We start from the raw sequence: 20,473 nt of genomic DNA on the forward strand, positions 1-20,473 counted from the left end.
CCTCACATATAGGAATAAAACAGACTGTCGAGCAGCCGCGACCAACCCTGCACCAATACGAACAGCAACAGCTTGAGCGGCAGCGAAATGGTCATGGGCGAGACCATTTGCATACCCAGCGCCAGCAGCAGGTTGGAGACGATCAGGTCGATGACGATGAACGGGATGTAGATCAGAAAGCCGATCTGGAACCCGGCCTGCAACTCCGAGAGCACGAACGCCGGGATCGCCAGCAGCAGGTCGTTGCTGCTGGCTTTTTCCGCCATTTCGGCCGGCCACATGCGGTGGGTGTTTTCCAGCAAATGCGCCTGCACATCCGGGTCGGTGTTGCGGCTCATGAAGCGCTGGATCGGCTCCATCACCGTGTTGGCGCTGACCTGGAGTTTTGCCGTGGTGCCCATTTCCAGCGGGTTGTCCTGCACCCGCTGCTGGATTTCGTGCGCCACCGGGGCCATGACGAACAGCGTCGCGGCCAGGGCGATGCCGTACATCGCCATGTTCGGCGGCACTTGTTGCACACCGATGGCGTTGCGGGTGATCAGCAGCACCATGGAGATTTTCAGGAACGCCGTGCAGACGATCAAAAACAGCGGGACCAATGACAACGCGCCCAGCAGCAGCGCGAGCATGATCGGGTTCATCCCCTCCATGATCATCGGTCGAATACCACGCGAGTAATTTGCAGGCCGAGGCGACCGTCGATGTCCACCAGTTCGCCGTGGGCGACCACGCGCTCGCCATGGCACAGGGTGGCTTCGCCGGGCGCCACGCCGGCCACGTCCAGCACCGAACCCGGCGCCAGGCGTTGCAGGGCTTCCAGGCTCAGGTTGACGCCGCCACTGCGCACTGTCAGCTCGAGGCTGAGCCCGGCCAGGGGCGAGGAGGTCAGGACCGGGTCCGGGGCCATCGATTCGTCCAGCGCTGGTTCGTCGACGGGCTCGGCCACGTCGATCTCGGCTTCGGCGACGTCACCGTCAATCAGCGGCAACGCGTCTTCGTACAGCGGGTCATTGTCCATCGTGGAGGTCCTTTTCGCGGATCAGCCGCAGTTGCAAATTGCTGTCGAGCGCCTGGGCATCGACCACCCAATCACGGGCGCCGAGGCGCAGGTGGCCGTGTCCTTCGCTGTCGAAACCCGGCGCGTTGGGTAGCACCACATCGCCCACCCGCAGCGAGCTCAATTGCTGAATCGTCAGGCTGAGGCGGCCGAGCACCACCGGGTAGTGCAGCGGCCAATCCACCGGCAGCGGGTGTTCGATGGCCTGCCACGGGGCGGCGTCTAACAGCCGCAGCAGGGTGTCGGCGCCGCAGCTCAACACGCCGTGGACGGTTTCGCCGGCCCGTTGCACGGTGAGGCGGCAATCGAAGCGTTCGGGCAGCGGTTCATCCACGCCGTCGAGGGGTTCAAGCGGCGCGAACAGTCCGGCCAAAGTCGGGCTCAGTTGTTGATTCACGTATTGCCAATACCAGGGCTGCATCGGCCCGGCGCACACCACCGGCGCGGTGCCGAACAGGCTCAGCAGCGCATCGGCATTGCCCAGGCGCAACAGGCCACGGGCGCTGCCGAACGGCACGCTGGCCGCGTTATCGAAGGACGGCAGCGGGCTCAGGGTCAGACGCCCGTCATCCTCCGCGCTGGAAAAATCCAGCCAGCAACCACGGCCCAACAAGCGACTCGCCGCAGCGACGTTCGACGTCACCTGGCGCAGGGTCAGCGACTTCATGCGGCCCCCATCGACAGGTCGACGTCCTGCCCCAGCGCGTCGGCAAACGCGTCTTCGCAGGCTTGATGGCGGGCGCTCAAACGCGTCAGCACGTCGCTGCGCTCAAAGCCCAGTTCGATCGCCCAACGGCTGTCACGCTTGTTCGCCCGCACCTGAACTTTGCCCAGGTTGGGCATCAGTAACGTGGCGCTGAACGGGCGGCTGCCGTAGGCCGGCAGTTGCAGCGCCAGTTCATCGATCAACTGCGTCGGCACTCCGTCGGCCGGGGCGAACATGTTGAAATGGCTACCGCCACCGGCGCCGGACTGATCGCCCTTGCCGCTGCCCGACGGCAGCAACAGTTGCTCGAAGAACAACCCGTCGGCATCCAGGTGACGGGTGCTGTCGCGGCCCGGAATCAGTCGACTGTCCACCAAACGGCTGCGCTCCGGTTCATTGCGCCGAGGCTGCGAATTGGCCGCCGCTGGAGTGTCGGTACGGGGCTGGATCGCCGCCGGTGCCGGTTTCTGTGGCGGACGCGGTGCCGGGTGCTGGATCGGTGCGTTCAACGGCTCATTCCTCATTCAGGGCCTCGCTCATGCAAGCGAGTTTTTCCACGGCGCGCTGGCGGGCCTTGGCTTCCAGTCGCGCTTGTTCGATGCGCAGGTGTTGCTGCTCGATGCCATAGCGCAATTGGTTGGCGTTCTGGCGGATGTAGGCGAGGCGATCGAGCATGCGGCGTTCCTTGTCATGCCAGCGGTCGACGGCATCCAGCGCCATGGTTTTTTCCAGGTGCGCGGCGGACAACTGCTGACGCCGGACCTTCTGGTTGTCCCGTTCCTGCACCCACGATTGTTCGGTGAGCCGCAGCTGTTCGTGCATCGCCTGCAACTCGTCCTGCAACAGACGCTGGGCGCGCTCGGCACGGGCCTGGCGGTGTTGGCGCAAGGGCGTCAGCACACCGATCACGTGCTCCAGGGCGGCGCGGTCCGGGTCCACTTCGAGTTCGTCGTCCATGCTCAACCCGGCAACTGCGAGGTGATGTGCATGAGCAGTTCCAAGGTGGTTTCCAGCGGCACCGGTTCACGCAGGTCCTGGCGCAGAAAGTCGTTGATGGCGTCGTTGAGTTGCACCGCGCAATCGGTCACCGGGTCGGACCCGGGCTGGTATTCCCCCAGGCGCAGCAGCATCTCCACTTGCCGATAGGACGCCATCAACCGGCGCAGGCGATTGTTGGCTTGCTGGTGTTCGCGGCCGGTGACGTTGCTGAGAATCCGGCTGATGCTGGCCGGCACATCGATGGCCGGGTAATGCCCGCGCTCGGCGAGTTTGCGCGAGAGCACGATATGGCCGTCGAGCAACGAGCGCACTTCGTCGGCCACCGGATCGTTCATCGAATCCTGTTCGATCAGCACCGTGTAGATCGCCGTGATCGAGCCGTTTTCGCTCATGCCGGCGCGCTCCACCAGTTGCGGCAGCAAGGTGTACACCGATGGTGGCAAACCCCCACGGCCCAACGGTTCGCCGGCGGCGAGGCCGATTTCGCGCTGGGCCCTGGCAAACCGCGTCAAGGAGTCGATCAGCAGCAAAACCTTCATCCCGCGTTTGCGGAAGGCCTCGGCGATGGCGGTGGCGGTGAACGCCGCGCGGGCGCGTTCCATGCTGGAGCGGTCGGACGTGGCGCAGATCAGCACTGATCGCTGGCGCAGGGTGTCGTCCAGTTCATGGTCGAGGAATTCGCGCAGCTCGCGCCCGCGCTCACCGATCAAACCGAACACGATCACATCGCAATCCATGTTGCGCGCCATCTCCGCCAGCAACGTGGTCTTGCCGCAACCGGCCCCGGCGAACAGCCCCACCCGTTGCCCTTCGCCGAGCAGGATGGCGCTGTCGATGGCACGTATGCCGGTGGGCAGCGCCGTGCTGATCCGCGGTTTTTGCATCGGCGGCAAGGCGTCGGCGATCACCGGGGTGGTGGTGCGCCGGTCATACGGCCCGGCAAACGCGCCGTCGCCATCCCCCAGCAGTGGCCGGCCGAAACCGTCGAGCACGCGGCCGAGCAAACGGTCATCGACGCCAATGCGGTGGGCCATGCCCAGCGGCCGGATGCGCGCGCCGACCTGGATCCCGTCCGGCGTGCCGAGGGCGCTGAGCAAGGTGCATTGCGGGGTGAAACCGACAATCTCGGCGAGCATGCTGTTGCCATCGGCCTTGCCCACTTCGCACAAATCACCAATCTTCGCGGCGGGCACCTGGCATTCGAGCAGGATGCCGTTGACCGCCGACACCCGGCCACTGATGCGCACCGCCGAACAGTTCGACAGCCGCGTGGTTTGCTCGCGGGTCCATTGCGCCAGGGCGGTGCTCACCAGCGCACCTCGACGTGCCGCTCGCCATCGAATTCGATGCGTTGCTCGTCGATCCGGCTCAGGCGCAGGCCGTTCAGCACATCGCCGATGTACAGGCGCTGGCCCTCGCTGGTGACCAGGTGGGCGTTGGTGCCGCTGATGATCTGCACGATCACGAACGGCAGGCCGACACCCGCCGTGGCGACCTCGTCGAGCAACGGCACCGGCAGTTCGTAGCGTTCGTTGAAGCGTTGCAGCATGCGTTGATAAACCAGCAGCGCATCGTCTTTGAGGCCACCCTTGAGGGCCAGGCCTTCACCGCTGTCTTCGACGCTGACGTCGGTCAACAGGCGGTCGCTGAGCAGTGCGTTGAGCTGGCGCCGGACCACGTCGCGGCTGGCCAATTTCACTTTCGACGGTGACGCCACTGCGGTGGTTTTTGTCGGGGCGGGCGCGGCAATGGCGGCGACGGGCGCGGCGATGGCCTCGCTCGGTGGGCTGGTGCTGCGGCTCAAGCCCCAGGCGCTGCCCATGATGCCCACCAGCACGCCGACGATCACCGCGCCGATGCGGTCGAAGCGTGTCGAGCGTCCCGAAACGTTCACCAGTGGCGGCGATTGTTCGGCGCTGTCCTGAGGGGTTTCGCTCGGTGCGACCACGGGCACCAGCGGCCAATCCTGCTCGGCCGCCGACAGGCTCAACCAGACATTGCCCAGGGCGAAGGTCTGGTTCGGAGCCAGTTCGGTCACTGTGCGCGCATGGCCTTCTTCGTCGTTGATCAGGCTGTCTTCGGCCTTCAACTGCCAGCCGTCCTCGGTGCGTGTCAGCCGACAATGCAGGGCGGCGACGCCCGGGTCGTACAGCGCCAGATCATGCTCGGCATCGGCACCGATCAGCCACTGTTCGCCAATCAACGGCAACGCGGCGCCCTGGTGCAGGCCACTCAATACCCGCAGCTCAAACATCACGACAGTCTCCAGGCATCAGGCCGCATAGTCGTCCTCCAAAGCTTGCTGGTCATCGTCGAGATCGAAACGGCCCATCACTTTCACTTCGGCGACGTTGCTGATCTCGGCGAAGGACAGCACCGGCACGTGGTGGAATTCATCCTGCAACAAGGTGCGCAACGGGCTGCGCAAGTCCTGGGCGACCAGCAGCACGGCGCGTTCGGCGGTGCGCAGGGGGAAGGCGATGCGCAATTGCTGCACCAGTTGCAGGCTCGAGCCGTTGCTCAAGGCAAAGAAGGTTTCGGTCTGGGTCTGGCGCAGGCTGTCGCGCAGGATGCCTTCGCTTTCCGGGGTCAGCAGCCACACCAGCAAACCGTTGGCGCCGCAGTACTGGTTGTAGATCAACGATTTGAGGGCGATGCGCACGTAGTCGGTGAGGGCGGTGATGTCGCGTTCGTGCTGACCGTGTTCGATCAGGGTTTCGGCAATCACCCGGATCGCCCGCAACGGCACGCATTCGGACGCCAGGCGTTGCAGCACCGAGGAGAAGCGCGCCAGCGGCAGCACCCGTTGCATTTCCTGGGCGAGTTCCGGTTGCTCGGATTCGAGCCAGCCGAGGATCGCCTTGGTTTCCTGCAACCCGATGAACTGCGGCCCGCAGGCCTGCAAGGCGCGCTCCATACGCTCGACAATCAGGGTGCCGGCGCTGATGGTTTCCACCGGGTTGTCCTGCAACTGCGCGGCGTCGGCTGGCAACCATAGCCATTGGCTTTCCTGGCGGTCGAGACTGCCGGCCACCGCTTGCTCGTACTGCCCGGCGTCCAGGGTATCGACGTCGATGGCGACGTGGGTCTGATTGAACGTGGCCTTGAGCATCGGCACTTCATAGACCGAAAAACGGAATTCGTCCGGCGCCAGGTGCTCGGCGGTTTCGATGATGAACGAGGGCAGGGTCAGGCCGTAATGCACCACCAGGCGATTGCGCCGCTGGCGGATTTCGCTGACCAGCGCTTCAATCTGCGCCCGGTTCTGCTGGGGGTGGAATTGCAACAAGAACTGCCGGCTCGGGGTAAAGGTGCGCAGGTCTTCGTTGCCGTTGTCCTCCGGCGCCACGGCGACCGGTTGGTCCTGGCTCGACTTGGGCTTGGCCCGTTGCATTTGCAACACACCGCCCAGGCTGCAAATGATCGCGATGACGATAAACACCGCCGTCGGCATCCCCGGCATCGCGGCGAAACCGAGCATCGCCACCGAGGCAATGATCCAGGCCTTGGGCTGGCTGGTGATCTGCTCGGCGATCTCGCGGCCGATGTTGGCTTCCACTCCTGGGTTGTCGTTGGACACCCGGGTGATGATCATCCCCGAGGTCACGGAAATCAGCAGCGCCGGAATCTGCGCGATCAAACCGTCGCCAATGGTCAGCACGGTGTACAGCTGCACCGCGTCGCCTGCGGTCATGCCGTGCTGGATCACGCCGATGGCGATCCCGCCGATCATGTTGATCGCGACGATGATCAGGCTGGCGATGGCATCGCCGTTGACGAATTTCATCGCCCCGTCCATGGCCCCGAACAACTGGCTTTCCTTGCCCAGTTCCGAGCGCCGGCGCCGGGCTTCGTGAACGCTGATCAGGTTGGCGCGCAAGTCGCTGTCGATGGACATCTGCTTGCCGGGCATGGCGTCGAGGGTGAACCGCGCGCCGACTTCCGCCACCCGTTCCGAGCCCTTGGTGATCACCAGGAAGTTGACCACGGTGAGGATCATGAAAATCACCATGCCCACCGCCAGGTTGCCGCCGACCACGAACTGCCCGAACGCCTCGACGATGTGCCCGGCGTCCTGGTCCAGCAGGATCAGGCGCGTGGTGGAAATCGACAGCGCCAGGCGAAACATCGTGGTGATCAGCAACACCGAGGGGAAGGTCGAGAATGCCAGCGGGCGCGGCAAGTGCATGGCCAGCATGATCAGCAGGCAGGAAATGCAGATGTTGATGGCGATCAGGATGTCCACCAGCCAGGTGGGCAGCGGGGTAATCATCATGAATACGATGGCGAGCACGACAAACGCGCCCACGATCTCCGAGCGCCGCATGGCCGCCAGGGCGATCTGATTGAGCGCGTTGATAATCCATTGCATCAGGCAGTGTTCCCCTGGGTCGGGTTTTGCTCTTGACGGGTGAGCTCCGCCATCAGCGTCAGCAAGTTGCCCAGGGCGGTCTGGCGGGCCTTGAGGTCGCGCCATAACAGAATGGGCAACTGCTGCAGCATCGGGCGCAGACCGTTGAGAAAGGCCAGTTGGTGCTTGAGGTGTTTGCCGCCGACAAATTGCGTCAGTTGCAGGGTTTCGTGCAGGTTCATGCCTTTGCCCGAGAGCGTCAGCAGGTGCTTGAGGAACGTCGGCGCATTCAATTGCAGCGCGGGGTTCTTGCCGCGCATGCGGCCCAGCAAGTGTTCGCTGGTTTGCAACAGGGTCGCGACATGCCGGGCCGTGTTCAGGCCGTGCATAAGATTGCGCAACTGCTGCTGGGTGCTCGACGGGCTGAGGGCCGCCAGGTCATCGGCGATGGCGCCGCGCAGGTCGCGCAGGGTCGGGGCGAATTGGCGTTCGCCTTCGTCCTGGCCGAGCAAGGTGTCGATCAGCCCGGAGATGCTTTGCTGGCCGACCACCCCTGAATAGTACAAATCGCGCAGGGTTTGCCGGCGTCGCGGGTTGAGGCTGGACTTGGCAAACGCCCGGGCGGTGTTGATCCCGGCCTGGGCCTTATTGCCGTGTTCGCGCCGCAGCAATTTGAGTTGCTGATTGAGGCTGACATGTTCACCGCTGGCCCCTTCGTTATAGGCCTGGCGCGAGGCCGCCTGGAGCATCACATGGGCCTTGGCCGCGTCGTCGCCACTCAATGCCAAAACTTGCGCAAGGCTCGGGGTCTGGTTTTTGAGCTGCTTGCGCAGTTCCCGCGCGGCGCTGTCGAGGCCCTTGTCCTGGCTGCCCATCAACAACTGATACAGCTCGCCCAGCTTCACGGCCTTGGATTGCAGTGCGTTGGTACTGGCCATCAGGTCGCGTTGGCTCAGCGTGCGGCTTTGCTGAATCAGCGCCGAGGCGAATCGCGTGACCTGCTGCGTGGCGGTGCCTTGATTGGTCGGCGGCGTGCTCTGGGCAAGCAGCGCCGCCGACCGGACAGGCGTCGCCGGGGTCGGTTGCTGGACATGTGGAATGTTCGGAGCCGCGATCTTCATGGCGCATGTCTGTCAGGGATATGCGCAGTGAGTGGCCGGTCCTGGCCATCCGGTTCCATTGCGATGGCAAACAGGGCCGGTGTGCCAGTTGCGGTATTGGATCCAATCGGCTTGTGCAAGAACTTGCACAGACATCATCCGCAACAGTTTTTAAAATCGTTAAAAATCATGTGGTTATGAAGATGTATCAATTGGCATACATATCGCTATAGCTCTGGGACATATCCTGAAATGGTTTATAGCGATGCTTTCCAGCAATTCGATGACCTGTCCAGCACCTGTTTCCGGCCTCCGCCAGCTCAGTACCGAGCAGGTGCACAAGCTAAGAATCTTCATCAAGAAACGGGTGATGAACCTCGACGATGTGGAGGACATCCTCCAGGGCACGTTCCTCGAAGCGCTGCGCAACGAGCATAAATTTCGTTACGACTCCCAGCCGCAAACCTGGTTGTGCGGCATCGCCTTGAACCTGATCCGCAGCCACTTTCGCAAACTGTACAAACAGCCGTTCCAGGAAAGCTGGGAGGACCGCGAGGAGCAGGAAGTCAGCGATGGCAGCGACATCGGCGCCCAGGTGCATGATCACCGGCAACTGGCGCGGGTGGTCCGCGCGATTGGCACCTTGCCGATGACCATGCAACAAGTGCTGCGGGTCAGCCTGGAAATGGACGGCAACTATCAAGACACCGCGTCGAGCCTGGGCGTGCCCATCGGCACCGTGCGCTCGCGGCTGTCCCGGGCGCGGGAGCAACTCAAGCGCAGTGTGCCCTGTGTTTTTTGAGCGTCGGGGGATTTCATTGCGCGCAGATTGGAACCGTTTGCGCCGGTCATGCCACACATCGGCACTGTCCGACTGAAAATGGCGACCCCTCATGCGCATTTCCAACACACCGTTACCTGGCACTGGCTCTCCCTCGTTGGGCGGCGACAGGCCGTTGCGGCCCATGGCGGAGAATGCCAGGCCCAGTGCCTTTTCCGCGCCGGGTGGCGGTGTGCAGTTCGGTCAACAGGCCGGGTCCCAGACCCTGGCCAGCCCGGCCCAAGACGCCCAATCGCCGAACCTGTTGGGGCTGGTGATGAAGCGTTTGCTCGGCGGCGATGAACGCACCACGCCCGCACGGCCGCTCACTGATGTCACGCCCGCGACCCGCACGGCCAGCGCCACGGCAACGAGCGATGCCACAGCTTCCGACCCGGCGGCGACGACCAGTCCCGAAGCGCAGTTGCTCGACGACTCGAAATACTCCTCGCCCAAGGAACTCGAGCGCTGGGCACCACTGGTGGCGGACCTGCCGCCGGAGCAACGGGAACAGGCGGCCAAGGAACTCAATCGACCCATCGCCGCGGCCCTGATGGCCACGGAAAAAGGCCCGGACGCGGCCAAGGCGATGAAGTTCATCAATGACAATCCGGCGCTGAAAACCGCCGTGGATACCGGCAAGCACGGTGGCAAGGCCGACGGCAAAATCACCGACGGCGACCTCAAGGCGTTTGCCAAGAAGATGCAAGGCGCGGCGGATAACGCCGACAAAGGCCTGGCGAATTATCAGAAAGACCACCCCAATGCGGATCCCCAGTCGTTGCAGATGGTGCGCTCGGCCTCATTGCTGCAAGCCAACGGCCCGCTGGCCAACGCCGCCAGCCCCAAGCATGCGGCGGGCGCGGAGGGCGAGACCAAAGTCGATCAGTACATGGACGCCGAGGGTTTGAAAGCCTTGCAGGACAACAACCCCGGGCTCGCCGGGCCGCTCAAGCAAGCGTCGAAAACCTGGTCGCAACCGGGCCTGCTGAACATGCTCGATCAGGGCGGCCTCAAAGGTCGGGACCTGGCCACCCATGGCCCGGACCAGAAATTCGACGCGGCGAACATCAGCAACTGGATCAAGAACCAGGCCCCGACCAATGGCGGCGAGTTCGCCGGAATGCTCAGCGACGCGGCGACCCTGAACGCCGTCGCGGGCACGGACATCAGCAAACTGGGGAAAGAGGTGTTCGAGCAACCGGAGAACTACACCGGCGCCCAGAAAGCCGCGGTGATGGTCAAGTTGCAACAGACCCAGCAGAGCGTGGTGGCCGGTTCTGATCTGCGCAAGACCGGCAAGACTGAAGAGGCCCTGGCGCAAAAGATCGGCCAGTTGCAGGACGATCCCGACGTGCAGGCCTACATGAACCAGGCCATTCCCAGTCAGGAACGCGCGCTGGTGGCCAGCGACCCGTCCCTGGAAAAAGCGGTGAAAAGCCAATTGCAAAACGTGGTCAGTGGCCAGGCCCTGCGCAACGACATGAACAGTGCCGACAAGCGCGCAAAGAAAGACGCCAATCCCGATTACAGCACCGCCCTTGGCGGGCTATCGGCGCAACTGCAAATGCAGCAGGACCTGCTCGGCCCCGAGGCCAACCTGCCGACGGCCGCGCAAGTGGTCGGCAACCAGCCGGACGTCCAGGGCAAGTTGCAACAGTCCTACGTCAACAACTTCAGTGAAGGCGGCTCGCTCAAGCAATTGCTGGGGCAGAAAAAGGCCGACGCCGGCCAGTCCCTGCAAACCAGTGATGCACAGAAAGCCGCGTATGACGCGGTGCTGCCGCAGAGCTTCGTCCAGGGGCAGCAGGCCAGTTATGTCGACGCCACCGTCGGCCAGTTGCAGCAATCGAAAAAAGGTCGCGAGCTGCTGGAAAACGCCGGTGACGGCGCAGGGCGGTCCGGTTCGGTGTCCGATGCCGTGGCCCCGAAAAACAAGGCCCAACAAGTCAAGGACGCCTACGACAACACCAAACAAGGCCTCTCGTCGGCCAAGGATGGCGTCGATGCGGTGCGCAAGCTGGCCGGCCGTGAAGCGTCGGCCGGACTCGGCCGCATGGCTGGCTCCATCGGTGGACGGATCGCCGGGGCCGTGGCGGGCGAGGCGGCGGGGCTGGCGGCGGCGTCGGCCATCGGCGCGGCGGCCGGGCCCGTCGGTTGGGTGATCGACGCGGCCATGAGTATTGGTTTCGGCATCGCTGCGATCATCGAGGCGGTGAAGAAACACACCGCGCAAAAGCATTTCGACCACAACGTCGATCCCACCCTGGAGCAGTTTGGTATTCCCAAGGCGCACTGATCGACTTCTTTTCTGATGCCCGATTATTGAAAACACACACGAGGATTGACCATGGACTCGATATCTCCCAGCCGCACGCAGCCTTTGCTTCAACACGAAATGCAGCCGCTCGGCGCCTCCACTTCCGCCAGCGCTGCCACGGCGATAACCAACGGCGAGCCACAGGCCCTGACAGACCTGAAAGCAAAAATGACCGAGTTGTTCAGGGGGGACCGCACCGAAGAAAACGGTGCTCAGATGGATGCGTTGGTGCAGGGGCGGGCCAACAAGCTGCATGAAATGGGGATTGACTCGAACGCGGTCGATCTGTTGCTGGACAAGGCCGAACGCATGGACCGGGTGACGGTTCCGACCCAGGGCGCCGTGGGCGGCTTGCCGTTCGGCGTGGTGACCGTGGTGCTCGACAAAGTGCCCGGGGTGACGGCCGATGCTGTCGGGAATCCGGGCTATACCGGTTTCATTGCCGGGGCCATGTCGGGGGCGGCCGATGTGGTGGGCGCGGGGCTGCTGACCAAGGCGACCGAAGATTCGATGTGGCTCAAGGCGCCGGCCGACAAGCTTGAGGACATCATGGCCGCCTCGCAGAAGACCAAGACCGAGGCCAATCCGCTCAAGCAGGCCGGGCAAAGCGCCACGGCACTGCAGACCTTTACCGTGCGTAACGTCGCGCGCCTGGCTGTCGCGGCATCGCTCAATGCCACGGTCGGGCCCAAGGCTGCTGCGGCGGCAGATACGGCCATTGGTTCGTTGGGCGGCATGGCTGCCGGCTCTGGCTATGCCATGCTCATGCATAAACATCAAAAAGCCGCAGGTCTGGTCGGTGGGGCGCAGTTGTTCGGGCGTAAAGACTGGGAAAAGCAAATCATTGAACTGAGAGATTGCAGTCCCTCCCGGCAATACATCAACGGCGCCAAACGCGCCGCCAAATTTCCCCTGGACGTTGCGACCGATACCTTGAGTTCTGTGCGCAAGGTTTTTGAAGGCGGCAACCTCCTGACTAATGGCGGTGCGTTGGCAGGCGGTTTCGCGTTGACGAGCATGGCGCGAAACGCGGCCAAGACCGCGGCGCTCAGTCACGGGTTGCCGGCGGGGGCCGTTGCCGCAGCGGACCATGCGGTCAACGTCGCGGGTTCGGCATTGACCTTCGCCGCCTACGGTGCCGCGGGTGTGCTGGCCGGAAAAGCGACGGACAAAGGCGTCAAGGTGATTCAGGAAGACATTCCACCCAAGGCGCAGAAACTGGCGGACGGTGCCCAGAAAGGCATTGAGACCGGGGCGAAGGCCACCGGCAAGTTTGCCGGCGACACCTATGACTCGGCCAAGGCAGGCTTGGCCGAGGCCGGCACAGCGATTGGTGATGCCTACACCTCTGGCACGACGGCCATCGGGGAAGCCTACGACTCCGGCACGACAGCGCTTGGCAATGTGGCGCGTTCCGGGGCCGACAGGGTGGGCGAGCTGGCCGAGCGTTCGGGGTTGCGCCGACGCCAGGATCCTCCCAATGGTAACCCGGCCTGACGCAACGCCCGGATGTGCAAGCACCGGGGACTTCAACCGGTTTGCCGCGCTTGCAGAAACCCGATGACGAGGCTCGCCGCTTCATCGGGTGCTGCCTGAAGCAGGCAGTGCGGCGCGTTGACGTCGAGCACTTGCACGTGCGGCTTCTGTTCCACGATCCGCCGCGCGGCAGCCTCGGGCACCACGCGGTCCCGGGTGGCACGTAGATACACCGTGGGCACCTCGATGTGGGCAAGCTGCGCCGACACATCGACGCCGAGCACCGACCGCAGTCGTGCGCGCATTACCGAGGGGCTGACCTGATTGATCGCTCGGCTCAGGGCCATGCGCAAGGCAGGGGTGGAGAATCGACCGAGCAGCAGTGGGCTGAACCACCCGGCAGGCACGGCGCCAATCGGCAGGAGGTTGACCAGCCAGCTCAAACGATTGAACAGCGGTCGCGGGTTTCGGGCAAACGTGCAGCAGAGCACCAGCCCGACTTGCTGCGGCAGGCGTAAAGCCGTGAGGGCGAGGGCGATCGGTCCCGAGAAGGACTCACCGAGCAGCACGAACGGGCGGTCGGTGGGCAGCGACTTCCTGGCAAGGGCTTGCAGTTCCTCGTAACTCAGCGGGATGTCGCTGGGGTAGGTCACGACAATGACGTCGCAGGCGTGCCCGAGGGCTGACACGAACGGTTCGAACAGTTCACCTGTGCCATCCATTCCCGGCAGCAGGACAAGCGTCGGCAGGTTTGATCGGTCCATGTGTTCCTTCCTTGGCGAGTCGCCATTCTGGCCCATTTGACTCAGCGCATGCTGGTCAGAATGGGCCTCTTTTTCTGTGGGACGCTGGCAGGCAGATCTCCAGGTTTTGGGCTACTACTGACAAGCCCTTTTCCATTTCCCTGTCAGGAGCTTCCTTATGTTGTTTCACTGGTTTCTTGCGGCGATCCACCTCTTGGCATTTGCCATGGGCCTCTGGGGCGTGCTGACCCGAGGCACGGCTTTAAGCCGCCTGGCCGCAGGCACGGCGCCGGTCCGCAACGTGCTGGTGGCCGATAACGTGTGGGGGATTTCGGCGGGGATATTGCTGGTCACCGGTTTGATGCGGGCGTTTGGCGGGTATGAAAAAGGCACCGACTATTACCTGCATCAGCCGCTGTTTCACCTCAAGATGACGCTGTTCGTGATCATCCTGCTGCTCGAGCTGGCGCCGATGATCACCTTGATCAAGTGGCGGATCGCCTTGGGGCGGGGCACGGCAATTGATTTGGGGCGGGCGAAACTGTTCGCCCGCATCAGCCATGTCGAAGCGTTGTTGTTGATGCTGATGGTGATTGCGGCCACCGGCATGGCTCGGGCGGTGACCTTCGGGTAGCAGTGCCGGATTCGTCGGGGTTAAAGCGAAAAGTCTGACAGCCATGGCGTAGCCGAAGCCGTTAGTATCGGCCTCACGAAATGCGGGAAGAATTGAGGGACGAGCGTTCAACAAAATACCGAGCATGAATCTTTAGCCAGCCATTGCGCTGAAGCGAACGGGCTGGCTGCTGACTGCAACAGGATTCAGGGTGTTTGCGGCTTGTCTGGAGCGGTCAGGCCAGCCTGAATGCGTTGATAGATCTCTTCGCGATGCACGGCAACGTCTTTCGGAGCGTTGATGCCGATCCTGACTTGCTGGCCGCTAACGCCCAGAATGGTGATAGTGATGTCATCACCGATGTTTATGCTTTCACCGACTTTGCGGGTGAGTATCAGCATGGTCTTCTCCTTGATTGCTTTGTAGGGCACCTGATTCAGACAGTGCAGAGGTCGGTGTAGTTATAGATTAGTGCGAAGTCTCACGGTTTGGGTGCCTCTTTCTGACGCGCAGATGCTGCATTAATTCCCAAGGCGTAACTATACAGAGGCCGCAACCATGATTCTCGTTGTTTTATGCCCATTTTGCGGCACTCGGGAAGTATTCATGAATGCTAAAATCCGCGCTTTTGGCATTCAGAGGGAAGCGTTGTGCGCAAAATGGCCTTGGTAATCGCAGTATTGGCGTTGGCAGGATGTGGTGAAGGCAAGGATGCGAGCGCTCAAAAGACGCCATCCGCGACTGTTTCCGCACCGGTAACGGCACCGGCCGTTGCAGCGGGTCCGCAATGGGATCTCGAAGTGCGCGGTGAAACAACCCAGGCGGTCAGCGACCTGAGCGGCTGGCTGATCGAGCACAGCTTCGTGTCCAATGTGGTCCGGGAAAACGGCAAGGACCGGATCCTGCTCGGTCCGTTCGCTACCAAAGCCGAGGCCGAGGCCCGCCAGGCCGACTTGAACGCGGCCCTGACCCGGGCGAAAAAGATGAACATCGAATCGCTGATCATCGAGCGTCCGGCGGCGCAATAACCGCGCATTTGTTCAGGCGCCGTTCAGCGGGGAATCCTAAAGGGTGTCCACGGTGACTCGTATCTATACGTAGTCATTGTCGATTCCCAGAAGGAGCTCCCCCTATGGCCTCCACCCATCCTTACAAAATGTTCGACGCGGTCTTGCGGCGCAAACAGACCCTGAGCCCGCACATGATGCGCGTCACCTTGGCCGGGCCGATGGTCACCGAAATGGCCACCTGGGCACCGGATCAACGGGTGAAGCTGTTCTTTCCGGCAGAAGACGGATCGCCCGCCAGTCTGGCGCATGACGATGGTTGGTACGCCCGCTACCGCTTAATGCCGGTGGCCCAGCGTCCGGCGATGCGCACCTACACCATCCGTCATTTACGTGCCGAGCAGGGCGAAGTCGATATCGATTTCGTGTTGCACGGTGAAACCGGCCCGGCGTCCCGTTGGGCCATCCGTGCGCTGCCGGGCGCCTCGATCCAGATCACCGCGCCGGATCGGCATTTTTCGGCGCAGGATGCGGGCGGTTTCGAATGGAAGCCGCCTCAGGCACTCAAGCAAGTGTTGCTGATCGCTGATGGAACTGCGTTGCCGGCAGCACTCGGGATACTCGATGAGCTGGCGGCCATGGCCGAGCCGCCGGTGACCCAGGCTTTCTTTGAAGTCGACAGCCGGGAAGATGCCTTGCCGGTGCCGGACTGGCCCGGGCTGTCTGTTGAATGGCTGATTCGGGGGCACGCGGGCGCGGGGTCGCTGATGGTCGAGGCCGTCCAGCGGGCAAACCTGCCGACATTGACCTCCAAAGCATCCGAAACAGTGGAATTGGCGCCAGTCGATGTCGACGGGGACATCCTCTGGGAAACCTCCGACTCGGCCAGTGAGGGTTTCTACGGCTGGATCGCCGGGGAGACGGTCGCGGTGATGAGCCTGCGCAAGTACTTGATCAAGGAACGCGGCATTCCCCGTGAGTCGCTCAACCTGATGGGCTACTGGCGCTACAACAAAGTCGGCGGTTAGAACGAACAAAGGCCTCGGGTTTTAAAACCCGAGGCCTTTGCGTTTCCAGCATGTATTCAACTGCAGGCTTTCATGTCCACCGGGCCGACAAACTCGTTGCCGCGTCCCATCACGCACGCCACGCTTTGATTGCGCTGACGCTCCCAGGTTTGCACCGGGTAGGTCTTGTTCCAGGCTTCATACAATTGGCGATCCTGTTTGGACAAGCGCAAACCGTACTGCTTGCTCATGTAGAAATACGTCCGGGCGATCATCCCGCGAATCGAAGGGCGGGGCATGACCTTCTTCGCCTTGAAGTCGACCTGGGTCAGGCACGAACCGTATTGACCCGATTGCACCGGCAGCCAGCCAAAACTGAAGTTGCTGCGGTCGCCATTCACCTCACCGATGCTCGGCACCAGGTTGTGCAAATCGGCCTCGGCCTTTTGATAAACCGGATCGTAACGCGTGCAGTTCTTGCGTCCGCCCGACTGCCAGCACTGACGCTGATGGCCGATCTGCCACGCCGGAACAATGTGTTCCCACTCAATGCGAGCGGCCCGCTTGGCACTTTTGCGCGGCACATAACCGCAGGCGGCGAGGTCCACCTTGTTGCCGGTGTATTTGCAGCCGCAATAAAACTCGGTGGATTGCGGTGCGTAAAGTTTCCAGGCGACCTTCTTGGCTTCGTTGAAGGTACGGGGCGCGGCAGCCTGGGCGCCCGTGGCGATGAACAGAAGCAGCAAAGCTAAACAACGGACACTCATTGACTCAATCTTCCTTCGGCACAACCCAGAAAATCTGCACGCCGCCATCGTCGCGATAGGCGAGGGTGACGTTATCGTTTTCGTCGATTTCCTCGAGCAGGCGTTCCCATTCGTCCACCGGTTCGTCGGGCAGGCGAAAGATCAAGGCCGCTTTGGCCTTCTGGGCACTTTGGGAATTGATGATTTTTTGAACGCGCAGACCCATGCGTTCAAAGGAGTCAGGAGAGGCAGAGGGAGAGGCCACGGAATTATCCTTATTAAGCTGTACGTGCATACAGTATTTAACTGTAGGCATTTTCGCAACTGCTTAAATTTCAAGAAAATCCTCTGACAGTGGTTTTTTCCGTTTGATGTAGGACGCTGGAGATTATTTTGTTGGACGCTAGCCACTCACCCATTTGGGCGAGTGGCGCAAGCGGTGCCCGACCGGAACCGGTCGGGCGAGGGTGGATCAGTATTCCCAGAACATCCGTTGCAGCTCTTTGCTGTCGTTGGTCTTGGTCAGCGCGACCATGGCCAGGATCCGTGCTTTCTGTGGGTTCAAGTCATGCGCCACCACCCAGTCGTACTTGTCGTCAGGCTGTTCAGCGTTACGCAGCACGAAGCCGCCGGCGTTGACGTGGGACGAACGGATGATTTGCACGCCATCCTTGCGCAGGGCTTGCAAGGTGGGAACGACGCGCGAAGACACCGAACCGTTGCCGGTGCCGGCATGGATGATCGCTTTGGCGCCCGATTGGGCCAGGGCTTTGTAGGCGGTATCGCTGACGTTGCCGTAGGAATAGGCGATTTCTACGTCAGGCAGGCTCTTGATGTTCTTGATGTCGAATTCCGAGTCCATGGTGTGGCGCTTGGCCGGCAGGCGGAACCAGTAGGATTTGCCTTCGACCACCATGCCCAGCGGGCCCCAGGCACTTTTGAAGGCCTCGGTCTTGATGTTGATCATTTTGCTGACATCGCGTCCGGACTGGATTTCATCGTTCATGGTCACCAGTACGCCTTTGCCGCGTGCTTCTTTGCTGCTGGCCACGGCCACGGCGTTGTACAGGTTCAGCATGCCGTCGGCCGACATCGCGGTGCCTGGACGCATGGAGCCGACCACGATGATCGGCTTGTCGGTTTTTTCCACCAGGTTCAGGAAGTAGGCGGTTTCTTCCAGGGTGTCGGTGCCATGGGTGATGACGATGCCATCGACGTCTTTGCTGTCGGCCAGTTCCGCCACGCGGCGGCCCAGTTGCAGCAGGTTGTCGTTGGTGATGCTTTCGGAGGCGATCTGCATGACTTGTTCGCCACGCACGTTAGCCAGTTGGCTGAGTTCCGGTACGCCGGCGATCAGTTGCTCGATACCGACCTTGGCCGCCTGGTAGGTGGCGCTGTTGGCCGCGCTGGCACCAGCGCCGGCAATGGTACCACCGGTGGCCAGGACGACGACGTTAGCCAGTTTCTGTTGGGTTTCGGCTTCTTTTGCCTGAAGGGCGGTGGGCAGGAGCAGCAGGAGGGCCAAAGCGCCCGGAATAAAGGTGTTGAAAGCAGATTTCATTATTTTCTCTCTAGTAGTGAGACGGTGCTGATGCAGGTTCATCTAGATACGCCCCCGGCGGATCTGAACGCCTGGGGTGCACGAGAAGGAGCAGGATCTGTACCAGCGCTACTGTGAATGAGAGAAAACTTTAAGTTGATGATTTATATCAGTATTTACGCGGACGGCAGTGAAGTCCAACAAGCTGCTGTCCGGGTTTCCGAATACGTTGAGTATTTACGTTCGGTTCTCCGAAAGGGCCTACATTCTTTGCTGATTTGATTACCTTGCCGAATGTCGAATCCGTGCTAAAGAAAATGCCGCGCTGGTCGATGGTTCTCTAAAGGGATCTTTCTTTCAGGAGTGGACATGTCGTTATCAGTTGGTCTTCCCAACCCCGCAGGCGTCACCATTGGTGGCAAATCCGCTGCGACGATCCGTGCGCTGAACGAGGCCGCGCAGGCCGAGGCAGACAAAGCGCTCGGCACTAAAAAAGAAGAAGACAGCAAGGTCGTCAAGACCGGCCCGGTGGGGTTGGATAAAAGCTCCGGCACCGAGGCGGCGGCCGAAGAAAAAAGCAACCAGAGTCTGGCGGTGAAAATGCTGCTCAAGCGCATGCAAGAGCTGCAACAGCAACTGCGCGAGCAACAGCAGCAATTGGCTGCGGCCCAGGCGGCGTCCTATCCGACACCGGAAGCCAAGGCCACCGTGCTCATGTCGATTCAAGGGCAGATTGCCGACACCAACGGCGCCTTGCTGGAAGTGGCCGCCAGTCTGGTCAAGGAACTGGCCAAGGGTGCCAGCACCGGATCGGTGGTCAATACCACCGCTTAAGCTATAGTTCGTTTTTGCCGGCCAGGGCACAAAATGGTCGTTTCTGATCGTTGACAAATCCTGGCAGGGTTCGCATAGTTCGGTCTACGCAAACGTTTGCGCGGCAGTCATGATGGCTCGATCCACTCTGACTGCCCTGTCGCCTGCGCCAGCGCAAGCGTTGCTCACAATAATCATAAGATCGGAGTGAACCCATGAAGCTGCCATTCGCTGGACGTCTTCTCGCTGTCGCTATGCTGGCTGCCGCATCCGCCGCGTTGCCCCTCTCTTCGGCTTTCGCCGACACTGAAAAACCTAAAGTCGCGCTGGTCATGAAATCCCTGGCCAACGAATTCTTCCTGACCATGGAAGACGGCGCCAAGGCCTATCAGAAAGACCATACCGCTGATTTCGACCTGATCTCCAACGGGATCAAGGACGAAACCGATACCGCCGGCCAAACGCGCATCGTCGAGCAAATGATCCTGGCCAAGGTCAATGCGCTGGTCATCGCGCCGGCTGACTCCAAGGCCATGGTGCCGGTGATCAAGAAAGCCGTCGACGCCGGTATCACCGTGATCAACATCGACAACCAACTTGACCCGGACGTGGTCAAGAGCAAGAACATCACCGTTCCCTTCGTAGGCCCGGATAACCGCAAAGGCGCGCGTCTGGTGGGCGAATACCTGGCCAAGCAACTGAAGGCCGGTGACGAAGTCGGCATCATCGAAGGCGTGTCCACCACTACCAACGCTCAGGCTCGTACCGCAGGCTTCAAGGATGCGATGGAAGCGGCCAATATCAAGGTTGTTTCGTTGCAGTCCGGCCAGTGGGAAATGGACGGTGGCAACAAAGTCGCCGCCGCAATGCTCAGCGAATACCCGGAATTGAAAGCCCTGCTGGCCGGTAACGACAACATGGCCCTCGGTGCCGTTTCCGCCGTTCGCGCAGCGGGCAAGGCGGGCAAAGTGCAAGTGGTCGGCTACGACAACATCAATGCCATCAAGCCGATGCTCAAGGATGGCCGCGTCCTGGCTACCGCTGACCAGTTTGCCGCCAAGCAAGCCGTGTTCGGTATCGAGACTGCGCTGAAAATCATCAAGGGCGAGAAAGTCGACAGCGGCACCAACGGCGTGATCGAAACTCCGGTAGAGCTGGTCACCAAGTAGTCCTTC

At 61.7% G+C, this 20,473-nt stretch carries 22 protein-coding genes; 8 read left to right on the forward strand and 14 right to left on the reverse strand.

All coding sequences use genetic code 11. The features are described from left to right. Positions 1 to 2: 2 nt before the first annotated feature. The 9 genes from sctR to sctW are packed head-to-tail and all read right to left on the reverse strand — an operon-like array spanning position 3 to position 8,234. Complete coding sequence (sctR, locus tag ACY4LX_RS12635; protein ID WP_133836977.1) at positions 3 to 656, reverse strand: type III secretion system export apparatus subunit SctR; 654 nt, start codon at positions 654 to 656, stop codon at positions 3 to 5. After that, positions 653 to 1,018: a FliM/FliN family flagellar motor switch protein gene (locus ACY4LX_RS12640; protein WP_463260091.1), complete on the reverse strand. Its 366-nt coding sequence runs from the start codon at positions 1,016 to 1,018 to the stop codon at positions 653 to 655. Before ACY4LX_RS12640 ends, sctR begins: the two co-directional genes overlap by 4 nt. Continuing rightward, positions 1,008 to 1,724: a type III secretion system protein gene (locus ACY4LX_RS12645; RefSeq protein WP_463260092.1), complete on the reverse strand. Its 717-nt coding sequence runs from the start codon at positions 1,722 to 1,724 to the stop codon at positions 1,008 to 1,010. Before ACY4LX_RS12645 ends, ACY4LX_RS12640 begins: the two co-directional genes overlap by 11 nt. Beyond that, positions 1,721 to 2,272, reverse strand: a complete 552-nt coding sequence (locus ACY4LX_RS12650) for a type III secretion system HrpP C-terminal domain-containing protein (protein WP_463260093.1) — start codon at positions 2,270 to 2,272, stop codon at positions 1,721 to 1,723. Before ACY4LX_RS12650 ends, ACY4LX_RS12645 begins: the two co-directional genes overlap by 4 nt. A gap of 4 nt (positions 2,273 to 2,276) precedes the next feature. Further along, positions 2,277 to 2,720: a type III secretion protein gene (locus ACY4LX_RS12655; protein WP_149658848.1), complete on the reverse strand. Its 444-nt coding sequence runs from the start codon at positions 2,718 to 2,720 to the stop codon at positions 2,277 to 2,279. Positions 2,721 to 2,722: 2 nt separating this feature from the next. Further along, positions 2,723 to 4,072 (reverse strand): FliI/YscN family ATPase, encoded by a 1,350-nt coding sequence (locus ACY4LX_RS12660; protein ID WP_463260094.1) that lies wholly within the window; start codon positions 4,070 to 4,072, stop codon positions 2,723 to 2,725. Continuing rightward, positions 4,069 to 5,016, reverse strand: a complete 948-nt coding sequence (locus tag ACY4LX_RS12665) for an FHA domain-containing protein (RefSeq protein WP_463260588.1) — start codon at positions 5,014 to 5,016, stop codon at positions 4,069 to 4,071. Before ACY4LX_RS12665 ends, ACY4LX_RS12660 begins: the two co-directional genes overlap by 4 nt. 18 nt (positions 5,017 to 5,034) lie before the next feature. Then, positions 5,035 to 7,134, reverse strand: coding sequence for a type III secretion system export apparatus subunit SctV (gene sctV, locus ACY4LX_RS12670; RefSeq protein WP_149658846.1), 2,100 nt, complete (start codon positions 7,132 to 7,134; stop codon positions 5,035 to 5,037). Then, entirely contained in the window at positions 7,134 to 8,234 is a 1,101-nt protein-coding gene (gene sctW, locus ACY4LX_RS12675; RefSeq protein WP_463260095.1) for a type III secretion system gatekeeper subunit SctW, read from the reverse strand. The genes sctV and sctW overlap by 1 nt, the downstream gene beginning before the upstream one ends. A gap of 244 nt (positions 8,235 to 8,478) precedes the next feature. On the opposite strand from sctW, the gene ACY4LX_RS12680 reads away from it, so the two are divergent. The 3 genes from ACY4LX_RS12680 (at position 8,479) to ACY4LX_RS12690 (ending at position 12,850) form a co-directional block, all read left to right on the forward strand. Continuing rightward, positions 8,479 to 9,015, forward strand: coding sequence for an RNA polymerase sigma factor (locus ACY4LX_RS12680; RefSeq protein ID WP_149658845.1), 537 nt, complete (start codon positions 8,479 to 8,481; stop codon positions 9,013 to 9,015). A gap of 91 nt (positions 9,016 to 9,106) precedes the next feature. After that, entirely contained in the window at positions 9,107 to 11,332 is a 2,226-nt protein-coding gene (locus ACY4LX_RS12685) for a type III effector HrpK domain-containing protein (RefSeq protein WP_463260096.1), read from the forward strand. A 51-nt stretch (positions 11,333 to 11,383) separates the two neighbouring features. Then, the gene (locus ACY4LX_RS12690) at positions 11,384 to 12,850 is read left to right on the forward strand and encodes a hypothetical protein (protein ID WP_463260097.1); all 1,467 of its coding nucleotides are present in this window, start codon (positions 11,384 to 11,386) and stop codon (positions 12,848 to 12,850) included. A gap of 32 nt (positions 12,851 to 12,882) precedes the next feature. On the opposite strand, the gene ACY4LX_RS12695 is transcribed toward ACY4LX_RS12690, so the two are convergent. Continuing rightward, on the reverse strand, positions 12,883 to 13,593 hold the full coding sequence (locus tag ACY4LX_RS12695; protein WP_463260098.1) for an alpha/beta fold hydrolase: 711 nt from the start codon (positions 13,591 to 13,593) through the stop codon (positions 12,883 to 12,885). 157 nt (positions 13,594 to 13,750) lie between these two features. Between ACY4LX_RS12695 and ACY4LX_RS12700 the strand changes: the two genes are divergently transcribed. Next, positions 13,751 to 14,206, forward strand: a complete 456-nt coding sequence (locus tag ACY4LX_RS12700) for a DUF2214 family protein (RefSeq protein ID WP_149658841.1) — start codon at positions 13,751 to 13,753, stop codon at positions 14,204 to 14,206. A gap of 185 nt (positions 14,207 to 14,391) precedes the next feature. On the opposite strand, the gene csrA is transcribed toward ACY4LX_RS12700, so the two are convergent. Continuing rightward, the gene (gene csrA / locus ACY4LX_RS12705) at positions 14,392 to 14,586 is read right to left on the reverse strand and encodes a carbon storage regulator CsrA (protein WP_007938114.1); all 195 of its coding nucleotides are present in this window, start codon (positions 14,584 to 14,586) and stop codon (positions 14,392 to 14,394) included. Between the two features lie 249 nt (positions 14,587 to 14,835). Here csrA and ACY4LX_RS12710 point away from each other — a divergent pair, with 249 nt between their 5' ends. Both ACY4LX_RS12710 and ACY4LX_RS12715 read left to right on the forward strand, forming a co-directional pair. Further along, a complete protein-coding gene (locus ACY4LX_RS12710) occupies positions 14,836 to 15,213 on the forward strand; it encodes an SPOR domain-containing protein (RefSeq protein ID WP_133836989.1) in 378 nt (125 codons plus the stop codon). Positions 15,214 to 15,317: 104 nt separating this feature from the next. Further along, entirely contained in the window at positions 15,318 to 16,220 is a 903-nt protein-coding gene (locus ACY4LX_RS12715; RefSeq protein ID WP_149658839.1) for a siderophore-interacting protein, read from the forward strand. A 56-nt stretch (positions 16,221 to 16,276) separates the two neighbouring features. On the opposite strand, the gene ACY4LX_RS12720 is transcribed toward ACY4LX_RS12715, so the two are convergent. The 3 genes from ACY4LX_RS12720 to ACY4LX_RS12730 form a co-directional block, all read right to left on the reverse strand. Then, complete coding sequence (locus ACY4LX_RS12720) at positions 16,277 to 16,966, reverse strand: endonuclease (protein ID WP_149658838.1); 690 nt, start codon at positions 16,964 to 16,966, stop codon at positions 16,277 to 16,279. Positions 16,967 to 16,970: 4 nt separating this feature from the next. Further along, positions 16,971 to 17,261, reverse strand: coding sequence for a DUF1654 domain-containing protein (locus ACY4LX_RS12725; protein ID WP_149658837.1), 291 nt, complete (start codon positions 17,259 to 17,261; stop codon positions 16,971 to 16,973). Between the two features lie 156 nt (positions 17,262 to 17,417). After that, positions 17,418 to 18,506, reverse strand: a complete 1,089-nt coding sequence (locus tag ACY4LX_RS12730; protein ID WP_149658836.1) for an asparaginase — start codon at positions 18,504 to 18,506, stop codon at positions 17,418 to 17,420. Positions 18,507 to 18,854: 348 nt separating this feature from the next. On the opposite strand from ACY4LX_RS12730, the gene ACY4LX_RS12735 reads away from it, so the two are divergent. After that, the gene (locus tag ACY4LX_RS12735; protein ID WP_133836994.1) at positions 18,855 to 19,319 is read left to right on the forward strand and encodes a hypothetical protein; all 465 of its coding nucleotides are present in this window, start codon (positions 18,855 to 18,857) and stop codon (positions 19,317 to 19,319) included. A 194-nt stretch (positions 19,320 to 19,513) separates the two neighbouring features. Then, positions 19,514 to 20,467 (forward strand): substrate-binding domain-containing protein, encoded by a 954-nt coding sequence (locus ACY4LX_RS12740; protein WP_463260099.1) that lies wholly within the window; start codon positions 19,514 to 19,516, stop codon positions 20,465 to 20,467. The last annotated feature ends 6 nt before the right edge of the window (positions 20,468 to 20,473 follow it).

Source organism: Pseudomonas sp. Emmai (genome assembly GCF_055179735.1).

Excerpts from the sequence above, each read along its gene's own strand:
- sctR (WP_133836977.1), bottom strand. The coding sequence starts at position 656 with ATGATCATGGAGGGGATGAACCCGATCATGCTCGCGCTGCTGCTGGGC.
- ACY4LX_RS12640 (WP_463260091.1), bottom strand. The coding sequence starts at position 1,018 with ATGGACAATGACCCGCTGTACGAAGACGCGTTGCCGCTGATTGACGGT.
- ACY4LX_RS12645 (WP_463260092.1), bottom strand. The coding sequence starts at position 1,724 with ATGAAGTCGCTGACCCTGCGCCAGGTGACGTCGAACGTCGCTGCGGCG.
- ACY4LX_RS12655 (WP_149658848.1), bottom strand. The coding sequence starts at position 2,720 with ATGGACGACGAACTCGAAGTGGACCCGGACCGCGCCGCCCTGGAGCAC.
- ACY4LX_RS12665 (WP_463260588.1), bottom strand. The coding sequence starts at position 5,016 with ATGTTTGAGCTGCGGGTATTGAGTGGCCTGCACCAGGGCGCCGCGTTG.
- sctV (WP_149658846.1), bottom strand. The coding sequence starts at position 7,134 with ATGCAATGGATTATCAACGCGCTCAATCAGATCGCCCTGGCGGCCATG.
- sctW (WP_463260095.1), bottom strand. The coding sequence starts at position 8,234 with ATGAAGATCGCGGCTCCGAACATTCCACATGTCCAGCAACCGACCCCG.
- ACY4LX_RS12680 (WP_149658845.1), top strand. The coding sequence starts at position 8,479 with ATGCTTTCCAGCAATTCGATGACCTGTCCAGCACCTGTTTCCGGCCTC.
- ACY4LX_RS12685 (WP_463260096.1), top strand. The coding sequence starts at position 9,107 with ATGCGCATTTCCAACACACCGTTACCTGGCACTGGCTCTCCCTCGTTG.
- ACY4LX_RS12690 (WP_463260097.1), top strand. The coding sequence starts at position 11,384 with ATGGACTCGATATCTCCCAGCCGCACGCAGCCTTTGCTTCAACACGAA.
- ACY4LX_RS12695 (WP_463260098.1), bottom strand. The coding sequence starts at position 13,593 with ATGGACCGATCAAACCTGCCGACGCTTGTCCTGCTGCCGGGAATGGAT.
- ACY4LX_RS12700 (WP_149658841.1), top strand. The coding sequence starts at position 13,751 with ATGTTGTTTCACTGGTTTCTTGCGGCGATCCACCTCTTGGCATTTGCC.
- csrA (WP_007938114.1), bottom strand. The coding sequence starts at position 14,586 with ATGCTGATACTCACCCGCAAAGTCGGTGAAAGCATAAACATCGGTGAT.
- ACY4LX_RS12715 (WP_149658839.1), top strand. The coding sequence starts at position 15,318 with ATGGCCTCCACCCATCCTTACAAAATGTTCGACGCGGTCTTGCGGCGC.
- ACY4LX_RS12720 (WP_149658838.1), bottom strand. The coding sequence starts at position 16,966 with ATGAGTGTCCGTTGTTTAGCTTTGCTGCTTCTGTTCATCGCCACGGGC.
- ACY4LX_RS12725 (WP_149658837.1), bottom strand. The coding sequence starts at position 17,261 with ATGCCTACAGTTAAATACTGTATGCACGTACAGCTTAATAAGGATAAT.
- ACY4LX_RS12730 (WP_149658836.1), bottom strand. The coding sequence starts at position 18,506 with ATGAAATCTGCTTTCAACACCTTTATTCCGGGCGCTTTGGCCCTCCTG.
- ACY4LX_RS12735 (WP_133836994.1), top strand. The coding sequence starts at position 18,855 with ATGTCGTTATCAGTTGGTCTTCCCAACCCCGCAGGCGTCACCATTGGT.
- ACY4LX_RS12740 (WP_463260099.1), top strand. The coding sequence starts at position 19,514 with ATGAAGCTGCCATTCGCTGGACGTCTTCTCGCTGTCGCTATGCTGGCT.